Origin of the sequence: Gordonia jacobaea (genome assembly GCF_965344965.1) — a bacterium.
Taxonomy (GTDB): Bacteria; Actinomycetota; Actinomycetes; order Mycobacteriales; family Mycobacteriaceae; genus Gordonia; species Gordonia jacobaea.
In genome coordinates, this window is the sequence record NZ_CBDRLS010000001.1 from 1,296,981 (window position 1) to 1,319,849 (window position 22,869).

The 22,869-nt window shown below is 66.6% G+C and carries 21 protein-coding genes, 1 tRNA gene and 1 other RNA gene; 6 read left to right on the plus strand and 17 right to left on the minus strand.

Annotated features, from left to right (window positions below):
* Nucleotides 1–145 precede the first annotated feature (145 nt).
* On the plus strand, nt 146–1,936 hold the full coding sequence (locus ACRVY7_RS06010) for a nucleotide-binding protein (RefSeq protein ID WP_431816351.1): 1,791 nt from the start codon (nt 146–148) through the stop codon (nt 1,934–1,936).
* Between the two features lies 1 nt (nt 1,937).
* Here the strand turns inward: ACRVY7_RS06010 and ACRVY7_RS06015 are convergent, their stop codons facing one another.
* A complete protein-coding gene (locus tag ACRVY7_RS06015) occupies nt 1,938–2,366 on the minus strand; it encodes a DUF732 domain-containing protein (RefSeq protein ID WP_431816408.1) in 429 nt (142 codons plus the stop codon).
* Nucleotides 2,367–2,443: 77 nt separating this feature from the next.
* Nucleotides 2,444–3,502, minus strand: coding sequence for an alpha/beta hydrolase (locus ACRVY7_RS06020; RefSeq protein WP_431816352.1), 1,059 nt, complete (start codon nt 3,500–3,502; stop codon nt 2,444–2,446).
* Nucleotides 3,503–3,691: 189 nt separating this feature from the next.
* Here ACRVY7_RS06020 and ACRVY7_RS06025 point away from each other — a divergent pair, with 189 nt between their 5' ends.
* Both ACRVY7_RS06025 and ACRVY7_RS06030 read left to right on the plus strand, forming a co-directional pair.
* Complete coding sequence (locus ACRVY7_RS06025) at nt 3,692–5,017, plus strand: MurT ligase domain-containing protein (RefSeq protein ID WP_431816353.1); 1,326 nt, start codon at nt 3,692–3,694, stop codon at nt 5,015–5,017.
* On the plus strand, nt 5,014–5,736 hold the full coding sequence (locus ACRVY7_RS06030; protein WP_049700510.1) for a type 1 glutamine amidotransferase: 723 nt from the start codon (nt 5,014–5,016) through the stop codon (nt 5,734–5,736). The genes ACRVY7_RS06025 and ACRVY7_RS06030 overlap by 4 nt, the downstream gene beginning before the upstream one ends.
* A 487-nt stretch (nt 5,737–6,223) precedes the next feature.
* On the opposite strand, the gene ACRVY7_RS06035 is transcribed toward ACRVY7_RS06030, so the two are convergent.
* From ACRVY7_RS06035 to ACRVY7_RS06065, 7 genes are all read right to left on the minus strand, one after another.
* The gene (locus ACRVY7_RS06035; protein WP_431816354.1) at nt 6,224–6,949 is read right to left on the minus strand and encodes a uracil-DNA glycosylase; all 726 of its coding nucleotides are present in this window, start codon (nt 6,947–6,949) and stop codon (nt 6,224–6,226) included.
* An 18-nt stretch (nt 6,950–6,967) separates the two neighbouring features.
* The gene (locus tag ACRVY7_RS06040) at nt 6,968–7,510 is read right to left on the minus strand and encodes a uridine kinase family protein (protein WP_049700507.1); all 543 of its coding nucleotides are present in this window, start codon (nt 7,508–7,510) and stop codon (nt 6,968–6,970) included.
* Nucleotides 7,511–7,515: 5 nt separating this feature from the next.
* A complete protein-coding gene (recR, locus tag ACRVY7_RS06045) occupies nt 7,516–8,127 on the minus strand; it encodes a recombination mediator RecR (RefSeq protein ID WP_005208030.1) in 612 nt (203 codons plus the stop codon).
* 6 nt (nt 8,128–8,133) lie between these two features.
* Complete coding sequence (locus tag ACRVY7_RS06050) at nt 8,134–8,502, minus strand: YbaB/EbfC family nucleoid-associated protein (protein WP_431816355.1); 369 nt, start codon at nt 8,500–8,502, stop codon at nt 8,134–8,136.
* A gap of 23 nt (nt 8,503–8,525) precedes the next feature.
* Complete coding sequence (locus tag ACRVY7_RS06055; RefSeq protein WP_431816356.1) at nt 8,526–8,897, minus strand: hypothetical protein; 372 nt, start codon at nt 8,895–8,897, stop codon at nt 8,526–8,528.
* 152 nt (nt 8,898–9,049) lie between these two features.
* Nucleotides 9,050–10,030 (minus strand): pseudouridine synthase, encoded by a 981-nt coding sequence (locus tag ACRVY7_RS06060; RefSeq protein WP_431816357.1) that lies wholly within the window; start codon nt 10,028–10,030, stop codon nt 9,050–9,052.
* Nucleotides 10,031–10,058: 28 nt separating this feature from the next.
* Nucleotides 10,059–10,499 (minus strand): SRPBCC family protein, encoded by a 441-nt coding sequence (locus tag ACRVY7_RS06065; protein ID WP_049700628.1) that lies wholly within the window; start codon nt 10,497–10,499, stop codon nt 10,059–10,061.
* Nucleotides 10,500–10,579: 80 nt separating this feature from the next.
* Between ACRVY7_RS06065 and ACRVY7_RS06070 the strand changes: the two genes are divergently transcribed.
* Nucleotides 10,580–11,971 (plus strand): FAD-binding oxidoreductase, encoded by a 1,392-nt coding sequence (locus tag ACRVY7_RS06070; RefSeq protein WP_431816409.1) that lies wholly within the window; start codon nt 10,580–10,582, stop codon nt 11,969–11,971.
* The gene (locus tag ACRVY7_RS06075; RefSeq protein WP_064865129.1) at nt 11,968–13,299 is read left to right on the plus strand and encodes a class I SAM-dependent methyltransferase; all 1,332 of its coding nucleotides are present in this window, start codon (nt 11,968–11,970) and stop codon (nt 13,297–13,299) included. Before ACRVY7_RS06070 ends, ACRVY7_RS06075 begins: the two co-directional genes overlap by 4 nt.
* Nucleotides 13,300–13,338: 39 nt before the next feature.
* Here the strand turns inward: ACRVY7_RS06075 and ACRVY7_RS06080 are convergent, their stop codons facing one another.
* The 8 genes from ACRVY7_RS06080 to ACRVY7_RS06115 form a co-directional block, all read right to left on the minus strand.
* Nucleotides 13,339–15,735 (minus strand): DNA polymerase III subunit gamma and tau, encoded by a 2,397-nt coding sequence (locus ACRVY7_RS06080; protein WP_431816358.1) that lies wholly within the window; start codon nt 15,733–15,735, stop codon nt 13,339–13,341.
* 76 nt (nt 15,736–15,811) lie between these two features.
* Entirely contained in the window at nt 15,812–17,380 is a 1,569-nt protein-coding gene (locus ACRVY7_RS06085) for an acyl-CoA synthetase (RefSeq protein ID WP_431816359.1), read from the minus strand.
* A gap of 109 nt (nt 17,381–17,489) precedes the next feature.
* Entirely contained in the window at nt 17,490–17,951 is a 462-nt protein-coding gene (locus ACRVY7_RS06090; RefSeq protein WP_431816360.1) for a hypothetical protein, read from the minus strand.
* 84 nt (nt 17,952–18,035) lie between these two features.
* Complete coding sequence (locus ACRVY7_RS06095; RefSeq protein ID WP_197494537.1) at nt 18,036–19,337, minus strand: glycosyltransferase 87 family protein; 1,302 nt, start codon at nt 19,335–19,337, stop codon at nt 18,036–18,038.
* Between the two features lie 29 nt (nt 19,338–19,366).
* The gene (locus tag ACRVY7_RS06100; RefSeq protein WP_431816361.1) at nt 19,367–20,653 is read right to left on the minus strand and encodes an aspartate aminotransferase type Ic; all 1,287 of its coding nucleotides are present in this window, start codon (nt 20,651–20,653) and stop codon (nt 19,367–19,369) included.
* A 69-nt stretch (nt 20,654–20,722) separates the two neighbouring features.
* Nucleotides 20,723–20,817, minus strand: an RNA gene (ffs, locus tag ACRVY7_RS06105) — signal recognition particle sRNA small type.
* A 66-nt stretch (nt 20,818–20,883) separates the two neighbouring features.
* Nucleotides 20,884–21,606: a hypothetical protein gene (locus ACRVY7_RS06110; protein WP_431816362.1), complete on the minus strand. Its 723-nt coding sequence runs from the start codon at nt 21,604–21,606 to the stop codon at nt 20,884–20,886.
* A 187-nt stretch (nt 21,607–21,793) separates the two neighbouring features.
* Nucleotides 21,794–21,879 (minus strand) — tRNA-Ser (locus tag ACRVY7_RS06115).
* Nucleotides 21,880–21,991: 112 nt separating this feature from the next.
* Here ACRVY7_RS06115 and ACRVY7_RS06120 point away from each other — a divergent pair.
* Nucleotides 21,992–22,840, plus strand: coding sequence for an NmrA family NAD(P)-binding protein (locus ACRVY7_RS06120; protein ID WP_431816363.1), 849 nt, complete (start codon nt 21,992–21,994; stop codon nt 22,838–22,840).
* The last annotated feature ends 29 nt before the right edge of the window (nt 22,841–22,869 follow it).

A 22,869-nucleotide genomic window follows, 5' to 3' on the forward strand; every position in this document is an offset into this window, starting at 1 on the left:
CGATAGCCGCCCCGCTGCACATGGCGTCGTCGCAGGACGTCGCCACGACCGCAACTGTTAGACGCCCTAGTATTCAGTGGTCGAACCAGCATCAGGGGGCGGGCGATGGGCCCACCGAGGGACGCACGAGGGGATGATCAACGAGATGTCGCACGCCGAAGGCTCGCAGCCGTCATCGTGGCCGAAGTCCGATAGCCACGACGACGACGAAAGCCGTCTCGACGCGCCGGTCGGTGCGGGTCAGCATCCGTCAGACGCTCCCCAACCGCCGCAAGCGCAGTTCGCGCCACCCGCCGCGCAGGTCAACTGGTACACGGGCCGGTCGGGCGAGACGCCACAGACGCCAGCACCGCCGGTCGCGCAGTACCTCCCGCCCGATCAGCATTTCGAACCACAGCAGCCGAGCCCCGCACCAGCCGGCCCTGCACCAGCCGCTCCCAACCCGCCTGCGCCCGCCACGTCCTACCCGGGTGCGCCTTCACAGCAGCCCACTCCCCCGTGGTCCCACCATCCCGAGCCCGGTCAGTACGGCGGCCCCTACGTGGGTGGCCCGCAACCTGGCGCGCAACAGCCGGGAATGCACCCGGGCGCCCAATTCCCCGGAGCGCCCGGTGTCGGCAATCCGAATCAACAGGCAGCGATACCGTTTTCGGCGCGCGGGGCCGGATGGCGTCGTGCACTGAGCACCGTGTCGGGCGGTCTGATCAATCTGGGCCAAAGCAAGTCGCAGCAACAACTCGACGAAATGGTCGCACGCATCCGTCGGCCCATGGCCGGCGATTTCCGTCTGGCGGTGCTCTCCCTCAAGGGTGGCGTCGGAAAGACCACGACCACAATCGGACTCGGGTCGGCGTTCGCGTCGCTGCGCGGCGACCGGGTGATCGCGGTCGATGCGAACCCCGACTTCGGAACGCTCGGCCGACGTGTCCCGCAGCAAACCGGTTCGACTGTGCGCTCACTACTCAACGATCCGAACGTCACCCGATACGGCGACGTTCGGCGCCATACATCGCAGTCCGCGAGCCGTCTGGAAGTGCTTGCATCCGAACGTGATCCGGCAATATCGGAATCCTTCAGTGCCGACGACTACCTCGACGTCATCGGAATTCTGGAGAACTACTACAACATCATCATGACCGACTGCGGCACCGGTCTGTTGCACTCGGCGATGGAGGGGGTCCTGAGTTCGGCGACCGCTATCGTTCTGGTCACGTCACCGGCCGTCGACGGCGCCGAAAGTGCCGCAGCGACACTGGATTGGCTCAACGCTCACGGCTATCAGCGACTCGTCCAGCAGGCTGTCGTGGTGATCTCTGCGTCGAAGCCGGGAGGTGCGCCGATCGATCTGGGCATGCTGACGCAGCACTTCCTCGGCCGCACGCGGGCGGTGCAGATCATCCCGTTCGACGACCATCTCGCGACCGGTGCGCAGATAGACCTCGACCAGATGAATCGCGACACCCGTAATGCGTTCCTGGAACTCGCTGCGACAGTGTCTGATTCGTTCAACCCGGGCATGCCGGCCGCTGGCGCCGGAATCCCGGGATTCCAAGGACCGCCGGCCGGATACCAAGCACCACCGCCCGGATACCAGGGACCACCGCCCGGATTCCAAGGACCTCCACCCGGCTACCAGGCGCCTCCTGCCGGGTATCAAGCACCTCCACCCGGCTACCAAGGACCACCGTCCGGCTATCAAGCGCCTCCTGCCGGGTATCAAGCACCTCCACCCGGCTACCAAGGACCACCGTCCGGCTATCAAGCGCCTCCTGCCGGGTATCAGGGTCCCCCGCCTGGACACCAGCCTCCGGCGGGCTCACAGGGGTATCCGACCGGGGAGTCCGACACCCCGCCGCAGCCGTATCCGGCTGCGGCGCAGAGTCATTACGAGTCGGCACCACCGGGGTCGATCCCGCAGGCCGACGAACGCTTCTGAGTCAGCTCTCCGACTGGACGCCGCTGAGCTTTCCGAGCTGATCGGGACAATAGGTCTGTGCAGCGAGGCCGACGACCTGGCCGGACTCGGCGTCGTCGAGTCCGTTGCCTACCTTGCGTATGGCGTCGAGGAGGCCGTCGCCTGCCTTCAGATTCGCGCACACCTGCCTGCCCGCTGCGACCGCGGCGGCGTCGTCGGGAAAGCGCACGTTGAGCTGCTTCAGCCCCGCGAGGTAGAGCTGATCACCTTGCAGCGGTGACGCTTTCGCGGCGTCGGGAGTCGCGGAGCTCGGCGGCGTCGAATCGCTCTCGCCTCCGCCGCATCCCGCGAGTCCGACGACCACCGCGGCCGCCGCAGGAATCAGCATTGCCCTGATCCCCGTCGTCCTGATCCCCGTTGCCCCGATCACCGAGCGTCCACTTTTCGGCATCCTCACGCCACATCCCCCATGTAAAACAGCTGAACTCGCCCCGAACCGTCGACCACTCTACTGATGCACGGTCCGCGTCAGCGTAGGGCGTCGGAAGCCACGGCGGTGAACCGCGAGATCGCTTGATCTGCAACAGAACTGAACGCAGCCATGTTGGCGAACCCGTGGATCAGCGCCCCCTCGCGCTGCAGCGTGACGGGCACCCCCGCGGCACCGAGAGCGTCGGCGTATGCGATGCCCTCGTCGCGCAGAGGATCGAATCCAGCAACTACCACGTGTGCAGGCGGTAGTCCTGAAAGGTCTTGTGCCAGTAGCGGAGAGACGCGTGGATCGGCTCGCTGGGCAGGATCGGGCACGTAGATGTCTGTGAAGTCAGCGATGCGCTCGGCGGTCAAGAAGTAGCCCTTCGAGAACTCGCGGGTTGAGCCGTATTCGCCGACGGAATCGGTCTTGGGGTAGAGCAAGAGTTGCAGGAGCGGCGTCACCTGCTCGCCACGAACTTGCTGCGCGATGACCGCCGCGAGGTTGCCGCCTGCGCTGTCGCCTGCCACGACGATCCGGTCGCTGGGGACACCCCAGCCCGGGGCGGCGTCGACCACACCGCGCCAGGCGGCGAGAGCGTCGTCGACCGCTGCGGGGAAGGGATTCTCCGGCGCGAGCCGGTACTCGACCGAGACGACGTCGGCGCCGGTGTCGAGGGCGAGCCTGCGCGCCAGCGGGTCGTGACTCCTGCGACTGCCCGTGGTGAACCCTCCGCCGTGGAAGAACAGGATCAACCCACGGCTCTCCACGCCCGCGCGGTAGCGCGTCACCGGGATCGGGCCTGCCGGGCCGTCGAACTCCAAATCCTCCTCGACGGCAAGCACCGGGAGTTTTTCTGCGGTGAGCGCGGCGACGCGCGCCAAACCGCTGCGTGCCCTGCCGATCGTCGGGCCTCCCATGTCGGCATCCGGGAGGACTGCGGTGGCCACCGCCGCGGCCAGCATCTCGACGCTGACGTGGTCGCCGTCAGCGTTGACCGGACACCATCGCGACACTGCACCGAACACCTGCGGTGGTACGTGGCCGATGACTCGCAACAGCGAGCGAACGGGTCGTAGCGGCGGGGACAGCGTGGGATTGGAGGCGCGACTCACGGCCGCGAGACTACCCGCACGAGGGCGAGGTCTCGACAAGCTCGACCAGCGGGATGCGGCTCGACCAGTGGGGGTGGTCTCGACAAGCTCGACCAGCGAGGGGGCGGGTCGACCAGCGGGATGCGGCCCGACCAGCGCGGGCGCTGCGCCCCGACGGCACGCCGTGGGGCGCTGTGAAAGACTCTCCCCATGCCCGACCGCGTCCCCGCTCCGGGTGGCTCGACCACCCGTGTCCCCCTTCGTACGTCGCTAGCCCTCGGAGCTGCGTCGGCTGCCCGCTGGGCGTCGCGCACCGCGGGGCGTGGCAAGGGATCGATGATCGGCGGCCTGGTCGCCGAGAAGATCGACCCCAACATCATGGGGCGTCTCGCCGCCGGAAAACGGACCGCGCTGATCACCGGGACGAACGGAAAGTCGACGACCACACGCATGACCGCCGCGGCCCTGGCCGAACTCGGCGAGGTCGCCACCCAGGCCGACGGCGCCAACATGGACGCGGGCATCATCGCGACGCTCAGCTTGCAGCGCACGGCGCCGGTCGCCGCACTCGAGGTCGACGAGTTGCACGTTCCGCACGTGAGCGACGCCGTCGACCCCGAGGTCGTGGTGATGCTCAACCTCTCTCGCGACCAGCTCGACCGCGTCGGAGAGATCAACATGATCGAACGACGGCTCCGCGAAGGCCTGGCACGCCACCCCCATACGACGGTGATCGCCAACTGCGACGACGTCCTGATCACCTCTGCCGCGTTCGACGCTCCGAAGGTCGTCTGGGTGGCTGCGGGTGCGAGCTGGGTCGGCGACTCGGTGAGCTGCCCGCGCACCGGTGAGCCGATCGCGCGCACCTCCGGCGACCCCACCGACCCGTCGATTCAGAGCGGCGTCGACTGGTATTCGACGGGCGATCCGACGTTCCGCCGCCCGACGCCCCAGTGGTGGGTCGACGACGAAAAGATCTATGGCCCTGACGGATTCGAGGCCCCCATGACGTTGAGCGTGCCCGGCCGCGCCAACCGTGGCAACGCCGCGCAGGCCGTGGCCGCTGCCGTCGCGATGGGTGCCGACCCCGCGAAGTCCGTTGCCGCCGTCAGCACCGTCGGCGAGGTGGCCGGACGCTACGGCATCCACCAGGTGGGCAACCATTCCGTGCGCACGCTGCTCGCCAAGAATCCCGCGGGTTGGCAGGAAGCGCTCTCGATGATCGATCAGGACGCCGACGGCCTGGTCATCGCCGTCAACGGTCAGGTCCCCGACGGGGAGGATCTCTCCTGGCTGTGGGACGTGCGCTTCGAGGCGTTCGAGACGATGCAGGTGGTCGCGGCCGGCGAACGCGCCGCCGACCTGTCGGTCCGACTGCTCTACGCGGGCGCCGAGCACACCACCATCCCCGACACCATGAAAGCCATCGCCTCGTGTCCGCCCGGACGCGTCGAGGTGCTGGCCAATTACACGGCGTTCCGCGACCTCGGCGTCGCAATCGAACGCGCCGAGCGCGCACGGAAGGGACAGCAATGAGTACGTCGACGCTGCGCATCGGCCTCGTCCTGCCCGACGTCATGGGCACCTACGGCGATGGCGGCAACGCATTGATCCTGCGTCAGCGGGCGCGCATGCGTGGGGTCGACGCCGAGATCGTGCAGATCACCCTCGACGACGAGGTGCCCGACTCGCTCGACGTCTACACCCTCGGCGGCGCTGAAGACTATGCGCAGCGGCTGGCCACGCGGCACCTCACGCGGTACCCGGGTCTGCAGCGGGCCGCCGCCGCCGGACGTCCCGTGCTCGCCATCTGCGCCGCGATCCAGGTGCTCGGCCACTGGTACGAGACGTCGGCAGGCGAACGCGTCGACGGCATCTCACTCTTCGACCTGACCACGTCGCCGCAGGCCACACGCAGTATCGGCGAGGTGGTCACCGACCCGGTGATGCCAGGACTGACCGATCAACTCACCGGGTTCGAGAACCACCGCGGGGGTACAACGCTGGGGTCCGACGCCGCGCCGCTCGCGAAGGTGCGCCACGGCGTCGGCAACGGTGTCGGCGACGGGACCGAGGGCGTCGTGCAGGGCTCGGTGCTCGGGACGTACATGCACGGTCCGGCGCTGGCAAGGAACCCGCAGCTCGCCGACCTGCTCTTGGCACGCGCGATGGGCGTCGACTCGCTAGCGCCGCTGGACCTGCCCGAAGTAGACCGGCTGCGCCGCGAGCGGCTCGCCGCCGGGCGTCGAGGCTGAGCTCCACCCGCCGGTCGAGCGCTACCCCGCCGGTCGAGCGCCGCCGCTGGTCGAGCTTGTCGAGACCACCCCGTGTCGAGGCTGATTTCGACACGGGTGCTCACTGCGTTCGCGCCCTGCTCAATCGGCGGGAGAGGTCGAGCGCCCACCCCGCTGGTCGAGCCTGTCGAGACCACCCGCCGGCCGAGCGCCTACCCCGCTGGTCGAGCTTGTCGAGACCACGCCCGGCGGAAGCGCGGGCACTTCTCCGGCCCGCAGATGGCGCAATCGGTGCCCGATCGGAAGTGTTCGTGGGCTGCGCGGGGATGACCGCAGCGGCACGTCGAGTCGGGATCGCGACCTGCGAGCCGTCGCATCTTCTCGCTCATGGACGCCGTCACTTCCGTTCTGCTGCACACCGCTTCGACGCGGACACCGTTGTTGACGCCGATCGTATCCACTCGGCCGCCGGCTCCGATACGAAGGCTCACCTCAGCGGCTCGATCAGTCACGCGCTCGCGTCGTCGACAACGGGCAACCCCGCGTGGCGGCCCGCGGCGCGTAGTACCTCGCGCAGCATGGCGGGCGTCAGGCGTCCGGTGAACGTATTGTGTTGGCTCACATGATAACTCGTGAACAAGGTGAGTTCGCGGTCGCCGCGTCGAATCACGGTCTGCGCACCGTGACCGAACTTCGGTCTGGGTCGCGAAACCTCCCACCCGAGACCGGCGAACCCGGTCAGCGCCGCCTGCCAACCGAATGCGCCAAGGACGAAAACCGATCGCAAAGTCGGTGCGAGAAGGTCGATTTCGTTGTGTAGCCAGTGCGCGCACTGGTCGCGCTCAGCCGGAGTCGGCTTGTTCTGCGGTGGCGCGCAGTGGACGGGCGCGGTGATCCGCACGCCGGTCAGTTCCAGGCCGTCGTCGATCGAGACCGCAGTGGGTTTGTTGGCCAACCCGACGTCGTAGAGCGCACGGTAGAGCACGTCGCCGCTCTGGTCGCCGGTGAACATTCGGCCGGTCCGATTGGCGCCGTGCGCCGCGGGCGCCAGTCCGAGGATCAGCATCGCGGCGTCGGCCGGACCGAAGCCGGGAATCGGCTTGCCCCAATAGGTTTGGTCGGCGAAGGCCGCACGCTTCTCCCTGGCGACCTGTTCCCGCCACGCAACGAGCCGCGGGCACGCGCGGCATTGGATCAGCGCCGCGTCGAGTGTCGCGATGCTGCGGTAGGCCATGAGCTCACGGTACGCGGGTCAGTCCAACACCCGGCACCGCTCGCGCGTGCGGTCGACGGCGAACCAGCCGCGCTCGAACTGCTGCCACTTCTCGAGGTGAGGCCGGGATGCCTCGCCGTCGCGCGCAATAGCGCGTTCGAGTCGCTCGTCGGGAGCGCCGCCGTCGAGCCACAGCGAGTACGTCAAGCGGTCGGCGATACGACGCCGCGCCGCCGACACCCCTTCGATGATCAGCAGGGGCTCCCAGCGATACCAGACCCTTTTGCCGACGCGTGGCTCACCGTCGACCCACTCCCGTGGGCGGTATCGGTAGTCGCGACGTCGGACAAAGGCATGCAGCACATCGGATTCCATCTCCGGCCACCACGCCACGGGGTCGTCCCAAGTGGCGAAATCGTCGGTGCGGACGAGCACGACGCCGGTGCCGCGAGCGCGCAACTTCTCGACGAGCGCGTCCGCCACGGTGGTCTTTCCCGATCCGGATGGCCCGTCGATGGCGACGATGCCTGACACCATTTCCGCGGCGAGTTCGTCGAGCTGGATATCGAGTTCAGGTGTCATGGCGGTCAGGCCAGCACCCGCCGCCCCGACAACGCCCGGCCGAGTGTGAGTTCGTCGGCGAACTCAAGGTCGCCACCCATCGGCAGGCCCGACGCCAGGCGAGTCACCGACAGCCCCGGGAAGTCTTTGAGCATGCGCAGGAGGTAGGTCGCGGTGGCCTCGCCCTCGGTGTTGGGGTCGGTCGCGACGATGATCTCGCTGACGTCGACGCCGTCGGGCTGATTGGCGAGGCGTCGAAGCAGTTCGCGGATGCGCAGTTGATCGGGCCCGATCCCCGACAGCGGATCGAGCGCACCGCCGAGCACGTGATAGCGACCGTGGAACTCCTTGGTCCGCTCGATCGCGTGGACATCCTTGGGCTCCTCGACGACGCAGATCTTGGTGGCATCGCGACGCGCGTCGGAACAGATGCGGCAAAGCCGATCCGCGGAGACATTGCCGCACTCCGCACAAAAAGTGACGTCGTCGCGGACGTGGCCGAGGGCAGCGATGAGTCGGTCGATGTCGGACTTCTCACCGGCGAGCAGGTGGAAGGCGATGCGCTGCGCACCCTTGGGGCCGAGGCCTGGCTGTTTGGCCAGCTCGTCGATCAGATCCTGGATGGGGCCCTCGTACATGAAGTGTCAGCCGAGGCCGGGGAGTCCGCCGCCGAGTCCGCCTGCGAGCGGTCCCATTTTCGCGCTCGTCAGTTCGTCACGCTTGGTCGCGAGATCCGACAGCGCACCGAGGACCAGATCCTGCAGCGTCTCGACGTCGTCGGGGTCGACGACCTTGGGATCGATGGTCACCGCGGTGACCTCGCCGGTACCGGTTCCGGTCACGGTGACCAGCCCGTTGCCGGCCGAACCGGTGACCTCGGTTGCCGCGATTTCTTCCTGCGCCGCGAGCAACTTCTCCTGCATCTGCTGCGCCTGAGCGAGCAGGCCCGCCATCGGATTCTCGCCGCCGTCACCGCCGCCGAACAGGGAACTGGGGTCAAAAGGTTGAGTCACGTTCACCAGGGTAGTCGGTGCGCTCACCGCAGCAGTCGCTCGACATGCTCGATGATCTCGTCGACACTCTCGTCACCGACCGGCGTGATCTGGAAGGAGAGCACGTTGTCGCCGAAGAGCCTGCCCGCCTTCGGGGTGAGCGCGAACTCGATCCGGTCGTCGTCGACGCGACGCCACTCGACCACCCCGCCGTAGACGGGCGCACTGGCTCCCGTGGTGACGCAATAGCCTTCACGGCCGGAGCCTGCACCTCCAGAGCCTGCACGGCCACCCGCTTCGGCGTCGCCGACCAGGTCGCGCTGAATCTGGAAGCAGCCCATCGATTCGTCGTCGATGAAGACGACGGCCTCGCACCCGAGATCGGGGTGTCGCTCGTAGGAGGCGTGGATGGTCACGAATGTCAGCCTAGCGACGCATTCGCGGCTGATCGAGCCCATGTCCGGGCCCGCAACGGCCACCACTACGTACACAACTCGTACGTGAGCGAGGGGCCGCGACAATAATTTCGATGGCCCTCCGCTGACGACACGATTGTGTACGCACTTGCTCACCCGCCCCGGACGGGCGACTGTTCCGGGTGCCGACCGCTGACGAATCTGCGCGATTCGCCGGTCAGCGGGTCGTCGAACTCCAGGCTGTGCGCGAGTAGGCGCAAAGGTCGGGTGAAGTCGCCCCGATCGGGCAGTTCGGCGAGGTCGGGGCGTACGTCGGGGTACAGCGGATCGCCGACGATGGGAACGCCGAGCAACGCCATGTGCAGGCGGAGTTGGTGGGTGCGTCCGGTGTGCGGGCGTAGCCGGTAGAGGCCGTGGCCGGACCCGACATCCTCGAGCAGACTGATCTCGCTCACCGCGTTGACTTCACCGTCGACGACCAGAGCCCGCAGGTCACCAGCGGTTTTCTCGATCCGATTGCGGACGGTCGCCGGGGTACGCAGCGCGTCGTCGAGCGGTGCCAGCGCACGGTATTCCTTGCGTGCGAGTCGTCGGGCGAACAGGTCCTGATACGCCGCGCGGACCTGCGGGCGGGCCGTGAACAACAGCACCCCGGACGTCAGGCGGTCCAGCCGGTGAGCGGGCGCGAGCGCGTCGTTGCCGAGTTCACGCCGCAGCCGCACCAAAGCGGTCTGGGTGACGTGCCGCCCGCGCGGCATGGTCGCGAGGAACGGCGGTTTGTCGACGACGACGATGTTCTCGTCGCGGTACAGAATCGGCAGGTCGAAGGGGATCTCGATCTCGTCGGGCAGATCCCGATACAGGTAATACGACGTATTGGCACGGGCGGGAGCGTCGAGGTCGGCGCGATTGCCCTCTGCGTCGACTACTTCACCGGCGGCAGTCCGCTCGCGCAGGTCGTCGAGCGTCAGGTCGGCCAGCGACGGGCTGGCCAGCAGCGACTCCCCGACGGTCCGCTCCTCGCCGTGGCGCACCACGACGCGCGTCGCGTCGACGCCGTCGCGCACCGGCAGCGGCGAGGGCCGGGCGCGACCGCGACGTCGTGGCGTCCGGGCGTCGTCCTGCGGACTCATCGTGCGAACCGGTCCGCAGAACTGGCCTTTACTTCTCGACCCGCGCCTTCAGGTTCGCGAGCAACTGTGCCTGGATCTTCGCGAGACCCTTGGGCGCAAACGTCTTCTCGAAGAATCCGCCGATGCCGCTGGCGTTGGAGTTCCACGTGGTGGTCGTGGTGACCTTGGAACCGCTACCGGCCGGGGTGACCTTGTAGGTGGTGACCATCGACGAATTCTCGTCGCGTTCGGTGATGGTGTCCGGCACGACGCTGACGGTCGCCTTGACGTCGCGCTGACGCTTCGAGGTCGCCTGCAGAATCCAATGCACCACCGTGCCGTCGCCCTGGCCGCCGCTGATGACCTTGTAGTCGCGGTACTGCTCGGGAAGGATCGCCGGACGCGCGTCGACGTAGTCGGCAAGCACCCCGATCACCTGGTCGGCACTTGCGGCGATGTCGATCGATTGACTGGCGGAAATCTCACCCACGACGGGCACTCCTTCATGGCAGATTGGCGGGCGTGCTGATCAGGTCCTAGGCTAGCCAAGTGACTTCTGGACGGTTGGAGATGGGGGCACAGGCATTCGACGACGGGGTTGCCACCCTTCTGGCCAGCTATCGGGCAATTCCGCCGGGAGCAACGGTCCGTCTCGCGAAAAAGACGTCGAACCTGTTTCGTGCACGCGCCAAGAATCCGCATCCCGGCCTCGACGTATCGGGTCTCGACAGGGTGATTTCCGTCGACCCGGCGGCCAGGACCGCCGACGTCGCGGGGATGTGCACCTACGAGAATCTGGTCGCCGCAACGTTGCCGTACGGGCTGGCGCCGCTGGTGGTGCCGCAGCTCAAGACCATCACCCTCGGCGGAGCGGTCACGGGTCTCGGCATCGAGAGCACATCCTTCCGCAACGGCTTGCCGCACGAGTCGGTGCTCGAGATCGACATTCTTACCGGCGACGGCTCCATCGTGACCGCAACCCCGACCAACGAGAACTCCGAACTCTTCTTCGGTTTCCCCAATTCATATGGGACGCTGGGGTATTCGGTCAGACTCAAGATCGAGCTAGAAGCCGTTGAGCCGTATGTCACGTTGCGCCACATACGTTTTCACGATCTTGCGACACTGCAGTCGACAATGAATACCATCGCCGACGAGCGTAGCTACGACGGCGAGCGCGTCGACTATCTCGACGGTGTGGTGTTCACCGCCGACGAGGCCTACCTGACCGTCGGCCGCCAAACCGACGAGGCCGGTCCGGTCGGCGATTACACGGGGATGGACATCTACTACCGATCCATCCAGCACGCATCGGGGATCAAGCGCGACCGCCTGACCATCCACGACTACCTCTGGCGCTGGGACACCGACTGGTTCTGGTGCTCACGAGCCTTCGGCGCCCAAAACCCCAAGATTCGACGGCTCTGGCCAAAGAAGTTGCTGCGCAGCAGCTTCTACTGGAAGTTGATCGGCTACGACCAGCGCTTCGACATCGCCGACAGACTCAACAAGCGCAAGGGTTTGCCCGCCAACGAGCGGGTGGTGCAAGACATCGAGGTTCCCATCGAGAACACCACCGGGTACCTCGAGTGGTTCCTCGAGAACATTCCGATCGAGCCGGTGTGGTTGTGCCCGTTGCGTTTACGCGAGCCGGCACTGGCTGTCGCCGACGCCGCACGCCCCTGGCCGCTGTACCCACTCGAGCCCAAGCGCACCTACGTCAACGTCGGGTTCTGGTCCGCGGTGCCCGTGACGCCCGACGACCCGGGACACGCCAACAAGCTCATCGAGCGAGAGGTGGCCGATCTCGACGGCCACAAATCGCTGTATTCGGAATCCTTCTACTCCCCCGAAGAGTTCGACGAACTCTACGGTGGCGAACACTATCGACTCCTGAAGAAGCGGTACGACCCTCGCGGCCGGCTTCTCGACCTCTATGCGAAAGCGGTGAAACGGCAATGACCACGTTCAAGGACAACGTACCCGCGTCTCCCTCTCCCTCGGACACCTCGCAGGGCAAAATGACTCTGGCGCAGATCTTCGAGTCGCTCGTCGGCGGAAATCTCAGCATCAGGGTCACGGCGTACGACGGCAGCTCGGCAGGTCCCGCCGACGCCGAGTACGGATTGAACCTCAAGAACGCCCGTGGCACAACATATCTCGTCACCGCCCCCGGCGACCTCGGGTTGGCGCGCGCATACGTCTCGGGCGACCTCGAGTTGATCGGTGCCCACCCCGGTGACCCCTACGAGGCGCTGCGCGCTTTGGCCGCCGACCTCGAATTCAAGCGTCCGTCTCCTCTGACGTTGGCACATGTCGCCCGATCGCTGGGCATCGAGCATTTCAAGCCGATCGCGCCGCCGCCCCAGGAGGCACTGCCGCGCTGGCGACGCTTCGCGGAAGGACTGCGGCACAGCAAGACTCGCGACGCCGAGGTGATCCATCATCACTACGACGTCTCGAACACGTTCTACGAGTGGGTCCTCGGGCCGTCGATGACCTACACCTGCGCGGTCTACCCCGACCTCGAGGCGTCGTTGGAGACCGCCCAGGAGAACAAGTACCGCCTGATCTTCGACAAGCTGCGACTCAAGCCGGGCGATCGTCTCCTCGACATCGGTTGCGGCTGGGGCGGAATGGTGCGCTACGCAGCGTCGCGCGGAGTCAAGACGCTCGGCGTCACCCTCTCCGCAGAGCAGGCCGAGTGGGCGCAGAAGAAGATCGTCGACGAGGGACTCAGCGACCTCGCCGAGGTGCGGTTCAGCGACTACCGCGACGTGACCGAGAGCGACTTCGACGCCGTCTCGTCGATCGGACTCACCGAGCACATCGGGGTCCACAACTACCCGGCGTACTTCTCGTTCATCCGCGACAAGCTCCGGGTCGGCGGAATGATGTTGAACCATTGCATCACTCGGCCCGACAACTTCAAGAACGCACGCGCCGGATCGTTCATCGACCGGTACGTCTTTCCCGACGGCGAGCTCACCGGCTCCGGCAAGATCATCTCGAAGATCCAGGACATCGGCGGGCTCGAGGTGCTGCACGAGGAGGACTTCCGCCCGCACTACGCCATGACCCTGCGCGACTGGAACCGCAACCTCGTCGAGCACTGGGACGAGGCCGTCGAAGAGGTCACCGAGGGTACCGCCCGACTGTGGGGCCTCTACATGGCCGGATGCCGAATCGGCTTCGAGCGCAACATCGTTCAGCTCCACCACGTCCTCGCGACCAAGCTCGACGAGTACGGTCAGAGCGATCTCCCGCTGCGCCCGTGGTGGGACGCATAGAGGCGACTCGAATCCGCTGGTAGCGGCGCGAGGTTCGCGCTACTCCAGCGGCCGGGCGCCCAGCTCGGTCTTGAGCAGTTCCATCGCGACCTTGTTCGGGTCGAAGCGTCCCTCGGGGGTTGCGTTCTGCACCTCGGCGACCATCTCCGCACGCTCCGCGTCGGGGATGTCGTCGTCTTGGCGTGGCGGTTCAGGCTCCTCGGGCTCAGCCGGGCCCTCGGGTGCCGCGGCGGCGTCGGACTGCTCACCCGAGCTGCCCCGAGCGCGGCTCGGCCGTGAGAAGGTCTGAGCACGACGCTGCTGCCGATCCGGTTGGCCCGCTGCGTTTTTCGCGGGCGCGCTCACATCGACGATCTTGTGGATGGTCTGCACGTCGAGTTCGGTTCCGAAGACCTCGTGCAGCGCCTCGCGCATGATGTTCACCGCGTGCGGCGCCGACAACCTGCCGACCAACACCTCGACGGGATGCGCCAAGACCACGACGTTGTCGCGGATCTCGTCGACGACGGCGTTCGACAGCATCGGCTCGAGACTCTTCGACCGCTCACGGACCGCTGCGCGCACTTCCTGGAAACGCTTGCGCGCGGTCTCGACGTCGAGGCCGGTCTGCGGCTCGGGTTCTGGTTGTGGTTCGGGTTCGGGTTCGACGCTGCGCGGCGTGGACGGTCGGCCGTCGTCGGGGACGGGCGCGTCGTAGTCGTCGACGGGCTCGTCGGGCAGCGGGATGTCGTCGTCTGCGGCTACCACCGCGGCCGGTTCCGGCGTCGGGGCAGGTTCGGGCGTCGCTTGCGCTTCGCGCTTCGGCATCGGGCGCGTGGGCTCGGCGGGAGCTGCCGCGGCGGGAACGGGCTCGGGGGCCGGGGTGGTCTCGGCGGGTGCAGCGGACTCGGGCGGGGTGGTCTCGACACGACCTCCGCTGGCGCTCCGGTCTGCTCGACCAGCGGGTGTAACGCCTTCTCTGGCGCTCCGGTCTGCTCGACCAGCGGGTGTAACGCCTTCGCTGGCGCTCCGATCTGCTCGACCAGCGGAGGAATCAGCGCCGCCGGCGACCGGGGCAGCCTCCTCGCGCGGAGCGGGGGGCACCACGGCCTCGATGGGAGCCGCATCAGCCTGGGCGGCGGGAGCCGCATCGGCCCGGGCGACGGGCTCGTCGGCCGTCTTGCGCTGCGAGGGGCGGACGTACTTGGGCGGGTCGACGGGTGGCGGGGCGGGGGCCGCGGTGGGGGCACCCTCGGCGCGTGCAGATGGCGAAGGCGTTGCACCGCTGGCGTTCCCTCCGGCGGGAGCGACGCCCGACTCGAGTCGTTCGAGGCGCTGGAGCAGCGCGGCGTCGTCAGCGGAGACCGATGGCAGCAGCATCCGCGCGCACATCACCTCGAGCAGCAGGCGCGGCGATGTGGTGCCACGCATCTCGCCGAGCGCTTCGTGCACGATCTCGGCGAAGCGGGTGAGTCCGCCCGGTCCGAGGTGCTCGATCTGACCCTGCATCCGCGCGAGTTGGTCGCCCGGCGCTTCAACCAGTCCACGTTCGGCCGCGTCCGGAACTGCTTGCAGCAGAATGAGATCGCGCAACCGCTCGAGTAGGTCGACGGCGAAGCGTCGAGGATCATGGCCGGCGTCGACGACCTTCTCGACCGTCGCGAACAGCGATGCACCGTCGGACGCGGCAAGGGCGTCGATGGCGTCGTCGATGAGTGCGATGTCGGTGACGCCGAGCAGGGCGAGGGCACGGTCGTAGGTGACGCCCTCGTCGGATGCACCCGCGAGTAGCTGGTCGAGGATCGACAGCGAGTCGCGGGGCGAGCCGCCGCCCGCGCGGATGACCAACGGGTAGACATCAGGCGCCACGACGACGCCCTCTTTGGCGCAGATGTTCTCGAGCAGCCCGCGCATGACCGGCGGCGCGAGCAGCCGGAACGGGTAGTGGTGGGTGCGCGAGCGGATGGTCGGCAAGACCTTCTCGGGCTCGGTGGTGGCGAAGACGAAGATGAGGTGCTCCGGCGGCTCCTCGACGATCTTCAGCAACGCGTTGAACCCCGCGTTGGTGACCATGTGCGCCTCGTCGACGATGAACACGCGATACCGCGACTCCGACGGTGCGTAGAAGGCGCGGTCGCGCAGTTCACGTGTGTCGTCGACGCCTCCGTGGCTGGCGGCGTCGAGTTCGATCACGTCGAGGTTGCCCGGCCCACCCGGAGCAAGGGCCACGCACGACGAGCAGACGCCGCACGGGGTCGACGTCGGGCCCTGCTCGCAGTTCAGTGAGCGCGCGAGGATGCGGGCCGACGACGTCTTGCCACACCCGCGCGGCCCGGAGAACAGATACGCGTGATTGATGCGATTTCCGTCGAGGGCGCGGCTGAGCGGATCGGTGACGTGCTCCTGCCCGACGACTTCGGCGAACGTTGCCGGACGATAGGTGCGATACAGAGCCACGCGTCGAGACTACCGGCGATCACCGACAGCGCAGCCGCCTCCCCTATAGCTGTGCACAGCAACCTGTCGCGGCAGGTCAGACCGCCGGGCTCGTGGCGGGAGCTTCCGCACCGAACCGGTCGCGCAGCGCGAACTTGAGCACCTTGCCGGACGGGTTGCGCGGTAGCGCGTCGATGAACTCCAGACGCAGCGGGAGCTTGTAGCGGGCAAGGCGGTCGGCCGCGAACTCGCGCAGTTCTTCCAGGGTCACGGTCTCGCCGGGCGCCGTCGCGACGACCGCGGTGACGGCCTCACCCCACTTGTCATCCGGGAGTCCGACGATCGCGACCTCGGCGACCGCCGGATGGCTGTAGAGCACGCTCTCGACCTCGGCGGGGTACACGTTCTCGCCGCCGCTGATCACCATGTCCTTCACGCGGTCGATGACGTAGACGTAACCGTCCTCGTCCTCACGTCCTACGTCGCCGGTGTGGAACCACCCGTCGTCGTCGATCGCGGCGTCGGTGGCTCCGGGATTGTCCCAGTAGCCCACCATCACCTGGGGTCCACGAACACAGATCTCGCCCGGCTGCCCCGGCGCCACCTCGGCGTTGGTGGCGTCGACGAGTCGCACGTCCGAGAGCGGCAGCACCCTGTTGCCCGCGGCTCCGATCTTCTTCTCCGACTCGTCGATGCCCATCACGAGTGCGAGCGGGGCCGTCTCGGTGAGGCCGTAGCCCTGCGCGAACGTGACACCGCGGTCGGCGTAGGTGCGCATCAACGGCTCGGGGACCGGAGCGCCGCCGCAGATGAGGTATCGCAACGACGAGAGATCGGCAGTGGCGAAAGCAGGCACCTGACTCATGAACAGGAACATCGCAGGCACGCCGAACATCGTTGTGACACGGTATTTTTCGATGTCGGCGAGTGTCTGTGTCGGGTCGAACGCTCCCGACAGGATCACGTGGCCGCCCTTTTGGAGCGTGACCAGCGTGGTGACGTTGAGGCCGCCGATGTGGAACAGCGGCGCCGCGGTGTAGGTGATGTCGGTGGAGACGGTGTCGAAGCTGAGCAGCGCATTGATGTTGTTCCAGAACAGGTTTCCGTGCGTGAGCATGGCACCCTTCGGACGACCCGTGGTGCCCGAGGTGTACATGATGACCGCGACATCCTCGGCGTCGGCGAACACCGGATCGACGATCGGCGCACCCGACGCCAGCACGTCGTCGAAGTTCTCCCAACCGTCGGCACCGCCGACCGCGATGAACCGGTGCACATCGATGTCTGCGCGCACGTCGTCGACGACACCGGTCAGGGTGGCGTCGGCGATGAGAGTTGTTGCGCCGCAGTCGTCGAGGATGTACGCGAGCTCTGGTCCGGTGAGCCGGAAGTTGAGCGGGACGAACGTCGCGCCCGCTCGCGCGCAGGCGAACAGCGCGACCAAAAAAGCCGAATGGTTCGGTCCGAGATAGGCAACGCGATCGCCGTGCGCGACTCCGCCGTCGACCAGTCGCTCGGCCAGCAGGTCGATTCGACGCTGGAACTCGGCAAACGTCAGCGTCTCGCCGTCGAAGGTCAGTGCCGGGTGATCCGGGATGATCGCGGCACGCCGCGCAACCCACGAACCAAGGTCCATCGAATCGGGTACCACCACTCGTCCTGCCATGACTGACTCCCACCATCGGGGCGGAGCATGCTCGAGACTCCACCAAGTTGGCGACAGCTTATTGCCGGCACGTGTCCGAGTTCAGTGAATTGGCAATAACCGAGTAGTGCTACTGCAAATCGGTGACGCCGGAGCATTCAGGTGCGCGCAGCGTCAGCAGTCCGTGGTTGACGGCATTGATCGTGATCTTCACCTTGCCGCGGCCCGGGATGTCGTCGATCCGATAGCCGCTGTTGTCACCGAGCGTGTGATACGAGTGGGCGTAGTAGGTGTGCGTCGCACCATTGGACAGTTGGGTTACGACGACTCTCGTGTCGGAGGTGTAGAGAAAGAAGCTCTTGCTGTCGCCCCACAGGGTGAATGTGTTCTCGCCCTGTCGCCGCTGGACGGTTACGCCCGCATTGGAGGGGAGATCGATGATGTTGGGGTTGAGGCTGAAACACTGCATCCCGACCTGGCCGACGACCACTTCATCAGCCGCGGCGTGACCGGCTCCGATCGTGGCTGCGGCTACCGCGCAGGCACCGACGAGCCCAGTGATCATTCTGCGTGCCATCGAACGTCGAATCATGGTGTGCCTCCTCGAGAATGTGGGCCGTGGACGTCGACCCCGTCATGATTCACGTCGAATTGCAGCGACAACTCGTTAGCGCGACTAGCCGACCGTGTCGCGAACGTTATCGGCGCTAGCCTTTTCGGCGGTATTCGACGCCCGATAGACGACGATTGTCGCGATTGCCGTGCCGAGAAACACCGCGTTGTAGGGATATACCGTGAACCATTCGAGCCAACTGATTCCGTGTTTGAAAAACAGTCCGATGAGATAGGCGTCGGGAACGGTCTTGTTGACGAACCAGATCGGATGCGCGAGATAGGTGCGCCACGAGAACGCCACCAGGATCAGTCCTATGCACGCCGCACCCGCCAACGTTCGACGCAGCGGTGACAAATCAACGCGGAGCACCAGATTCACGCAGATCACCATGATCGGCACGAACCACACCCAGTGATGTCCCCACGACATGGGCGAGATCGCGCATGCCGTCATGCCGACCATGCTCAGTGCGAGCAGTTCCTGGCCGTGACGGTGCGCGAGTACGGCCGCATACATACCCAGGGCGAGTGCCGCGAGAGCCAGGACACCCCAGAGCAACGAATTCGGCGCGTCGGTGTGGATGAGGTTGGCCAGCCACCCGCGGATCGACTGGTTACCAACGGTTTGCGGTGCTCCGACTCGGTTGGAATCGAAGAGCTTGTCGGTCCAGTAGGCCCAGGATTCACTGGGCAGCACGATGAATCCGACGATGATGGTGCCGACGAAGCCTGCGATGACCCCGAACATCGCGCGCCATCGACGCAGAATTGCCAGGTAGAGGATGAAGATCAGCGGGGTGAGCTTGATACCCGCGGCGATTCCGGTGCCGATGCCCATTCCGCGGCTGTTGTCGCCCTTGGGTCCGTCGACACGCAGCAGGTCGGCCAGGATGATGAGCAACAGAAAAATGTTGATCTGGCCGTACCAGACCGTCGTGCGGACCGGTTCGAGCAGCAGCGCGACGGCGATCAGCGAGAGCGCGATGAGCCGCAACGGCCACGTCGCCTGCCTGCCGAGCGAGCGGAAGCACAGCATGATCACCAGGTACAGCGCGATGAAAATGCCTGCGGTCCAGACGATTCGGGCCGCTTCGAACGACATCAGCGCGAACGGGATGAAGATGATGGCCGAGATGGGTGCGTACGTGTAGTCCATCTGGCCGAGCAGTTTGGCGTCGTACAGGCTGCCGCCGTCGAGCACGGTTTGCGTTCCCGCGCGGTACACGTCGAGGTCGAGCTGGTTGTCGAAGAGTCCCCAGAACGGCGTCGTGAAGGGAACGATCACATCTTGCAACCACACGGCCACGGCGGCGACGAGCAGGAAGCCGACAGCCACGACCCAACGTCGTGAGGCCCTCACCATTGCCGGACTGTCACACGCGCGCCGTCTCGTCAGGATTCGACGTCGGCGAGGAGCTTCTCCGTCGCGGCAAGAAGTGCACAGGTCGCAACGCCGTCCATCGCGACGCGCAGGTCGTCGGTGCTCGGGAAGGTCGGTGCGAGCCGGATGTTGCGGTCGTACGGATCGTGCTTGTACGGGTAGGTCGAGCCGGCGGCCGTCAGAGCGATCCCGGCTTCCTTCGCAAGCTCGATGGTGCGCTTGGCGGCGCCGTCGAGGACGTCGAGGCTGATGAAGTAGCCGCCCTCGGGCTCCGACCATGCCGCGACCTTGGAGTCGGCGAGCCGGTCTTGGAGAATCTCGAGCACCAGGCGGAACTTGGGAGCGAGGATCTCGCGGTGCTTGGCCATGTGCGCGCGCACGCCGTCGGCATCACCGAAGAACCTCAGGTGGCGAAGCTGGTTGATCTTGTCCGGGCCGATCGTCGTGAACGCGAGATTGTCGGTCAGCCACTTCACGTTGGCCGCCGACGACCCGAAGAACGCAACGCCCGCTCCGGCGAAGGTGATCTTCGACGTCGAGCCGAACACGTAGACCCGGTTGGGGTGGCCCTCCTGCGCGGCGATGTCGACGATCGGCAGCGGGGTGGGCGGGGCGTCGACGAGCGTGTGGACGGCGTAGGCGTTGTCCCAGAAGACACGGAAGTCCGGCGCCGCGGGCATCGCCATCAGGGCGCGTGCGACGTCTTCGCTGTAGGTGGCGCCGGTGGGGTTGGAGTAGGTGGGCACGGCCCACAGACCCTTGATCGACGGATCGTCGGCAACCAGTTGCGCGCAGACGTCGACGTCGGGGCCGTTCGGGAGCATTGGAACCGGGATCATCTCGATGCCGTAGTGCTCGGTGATCGCGAAGTGGCGGTCGTAGCCGGGCGACGGGCAGAGGAACTTGACGGTCTCGCCGGTCGACGACCAGGGAGCGGGCGAGTCGGGGGTGCCCTTGAGCAGCGAGGACACCACCACCTGGTGCATGAGGTCGAGGCTCGCGTTACCGAAGGCGATCAGGTTGTCGGCGTCGACGGCGAGCAGTTCGGCGAAGATCGCGCGGAGTTCCGGCAGTCCGCTGACGCCGCCGTAGTTGCGGCAGTCCGTGCCGGAGGCGTCGCGGTAGTCGCCGAGGCCGGGCAACGACAGCAGATCGTTGGAGAGGTCGAGTTGTTCCGGCGCGGGCTTACCACGGGTGAGATCCAGCTTCAGCCCTGCGGAGAGCAAACCCTCGTACAGTTTTTGCAGGTCGTCCTGGGTGGCGCGAAGTTCGTCTGCACTCATCGAGTGGTAGTTCAACGGAGACCTCTCGCCGAACCGGCGCCAGGCTCGATGGCGGCTTTCGGCACGCTTGCGGATCTGAACAAAGTTAGAGGACCCCGCGCACCCGAGAGAGCCCGTTGACCCTTGCTGCCTTCCGGCCCTGGGGGAGTTCACAGGATGCACGCCGCGCGGGATCCGTCGTCAATTGTAGCGAGCCTTCGCCGTGATGTGTCAGGGGGTCGGCGTGGCTGGCGCCCGGAAGCCGATCAGCGCAGGAGTCGCGGGAGCAGAGCGAGGCGGGCCGCGTAGTCGCGCGGCAGGTAGGCGGCGCGGCTGCGGGTCCAGTCCTGCCCGGAGAGTCCGTCATAGGTCGACGGCATTGCGATGCCCGCGGGCGCATAGGCGTCGAGTCCGTTGGCTCGCGTCGTGTAGACGGCACGCCACAGATGGTCGGAGAACGCGATGATCCCGGCGACGTCGACGCGAGCCGACGATCCGCGGAGCTGCGCGACCTTGGCTGCGACGCCGTCGGTGGAAAGGTAGACCAGCGTGCCGTCTGGCTTGCGATTCGGCGGGATCTCGACGACGCCTGCGGCATGGAACTTCGCGTGCAGTACGCGGGCGATCTCGGTCTGCGCATAGATCGGGATGGCGCGGTTGCCGCGCGTGCGGATCGCGGTTTCGGCTAACGCGTCATTGACGGGGCCGGCTTCGCCGACCGTGCGCGTCGGGTCGACGCCGGGCGCGATGCGGTTGCCGAAGCTGTACGCGATGAGCAGGCTGAAGTCTCCCGCTGCGCGCGTCGGGGTGTGCACGGGATCAACGCCACGCTGTGGCGATGCGTGCGCCGGGGCGAAAGCGACCAACGACGCCATCAGGGCCAAGGCGATCGTCGACGCCGCTAGCGCTAACCGACGACTCGGTTGCAATGGACGTGCCGGCCGCGGGCGATGCGGATGCGGGCGGTTGGTCGCTCTGAACGCTGCCATCGTGTCGCTCCTGCCATGGACGGGGTGGGTATGTTCGACCGTCGCCGCGAGCAGCGATCCGGCTGAATGCGCGTAACCATCCCAGGCGCAGGTGTCCGCGGAGTGAACGCCAACCGGATTCAGAGCAGTGACCTGCGGAAACGAAACGAGCCCGACGCTGACGTACGCGCCGGGCTCGCTTCTGCTGCGGAGGATAGGAGATTCGAACTCCTGAGGGCTATTAACCCAACCCGCGTTCCAGGCGAGCGCCATAGGCCACTAGGCGAATCCTCCAGGCTTGGCGATAATAACGGCCAATCCACCCCAGACCCAAATTCGTGCGGTCGTCACCGGGCGTCGATCGGTAGCGTCGGAGGTGCTCCCTCGCCACGGAAAGGTCGACGCCATGCCCACATCCGAATCTCCCTACGTCGTTCTCGGCGCGACCGGCAATCAGGGCGGCGCGGTGTTGCACGCGCTGCGCGACGCAGGTAAACCCGTGCGCGGCGTCGTACGGTTTCTGGATTCGGACAGGTCGCTGGAGCTCGCCGACCGCGGCATCCCGCTGGCCATCGCCGACATCGCGACCGGAAAGGGGCTCGCCGACGCCTTCGCCGGGGCCGCCGGGGTCTTCGCCCTGACGACGCCGTTCGAGTCGGGAGCCGACGCCGAGGTCGGTCAGGGCGAGAACATCATCGCGGCAGCTGAAGCCGCAGCCGTGCCGTACCTGGTGTTCTCGTCGGTCGCCGATGCCGATCACAACACCGGTATTCCGCACTTCGACTCGAAGTACGAGGTGGAGACGAAGCTCGCCGCGTCGAGCATCCCGCACACGATCGTCGGCCCGACGTACTTCTACGACAACCTGCTCGGCAGTCTCGACGCACTCAAAGCCGGCGTGATGCCGCTCGCCCTCCCCGCGGAGAAACCACTGCAACAACTCTCGCGCCGGGATTTCGGGCGATTCGTCGCGATGCTGTTCGACGCCCCGTCCGGTTTCGCAGGCCGACGCATCGACCTGGCCTCCGACGAAATCACCCCGAACGCGATGGCCGCCGCAGTGACTGCCGCGACCGGCCAGGAGGTTCACGCGGAATCGTATGACCCCGAACGTATTTCGTCGCCGGACATGCGGGCGATGTTCACGTTCTTGGCGACCAAGGGGTACAGCGTCGACATCGCGGCGCTGCACGCGGCCTATCCGCAGATCGAGTGGGAGTCGTTCGCGGACTGGGCGCAGCACGCCCTCGGCTGACCGGAGAATGTGTGTCGTATCGAAGGATG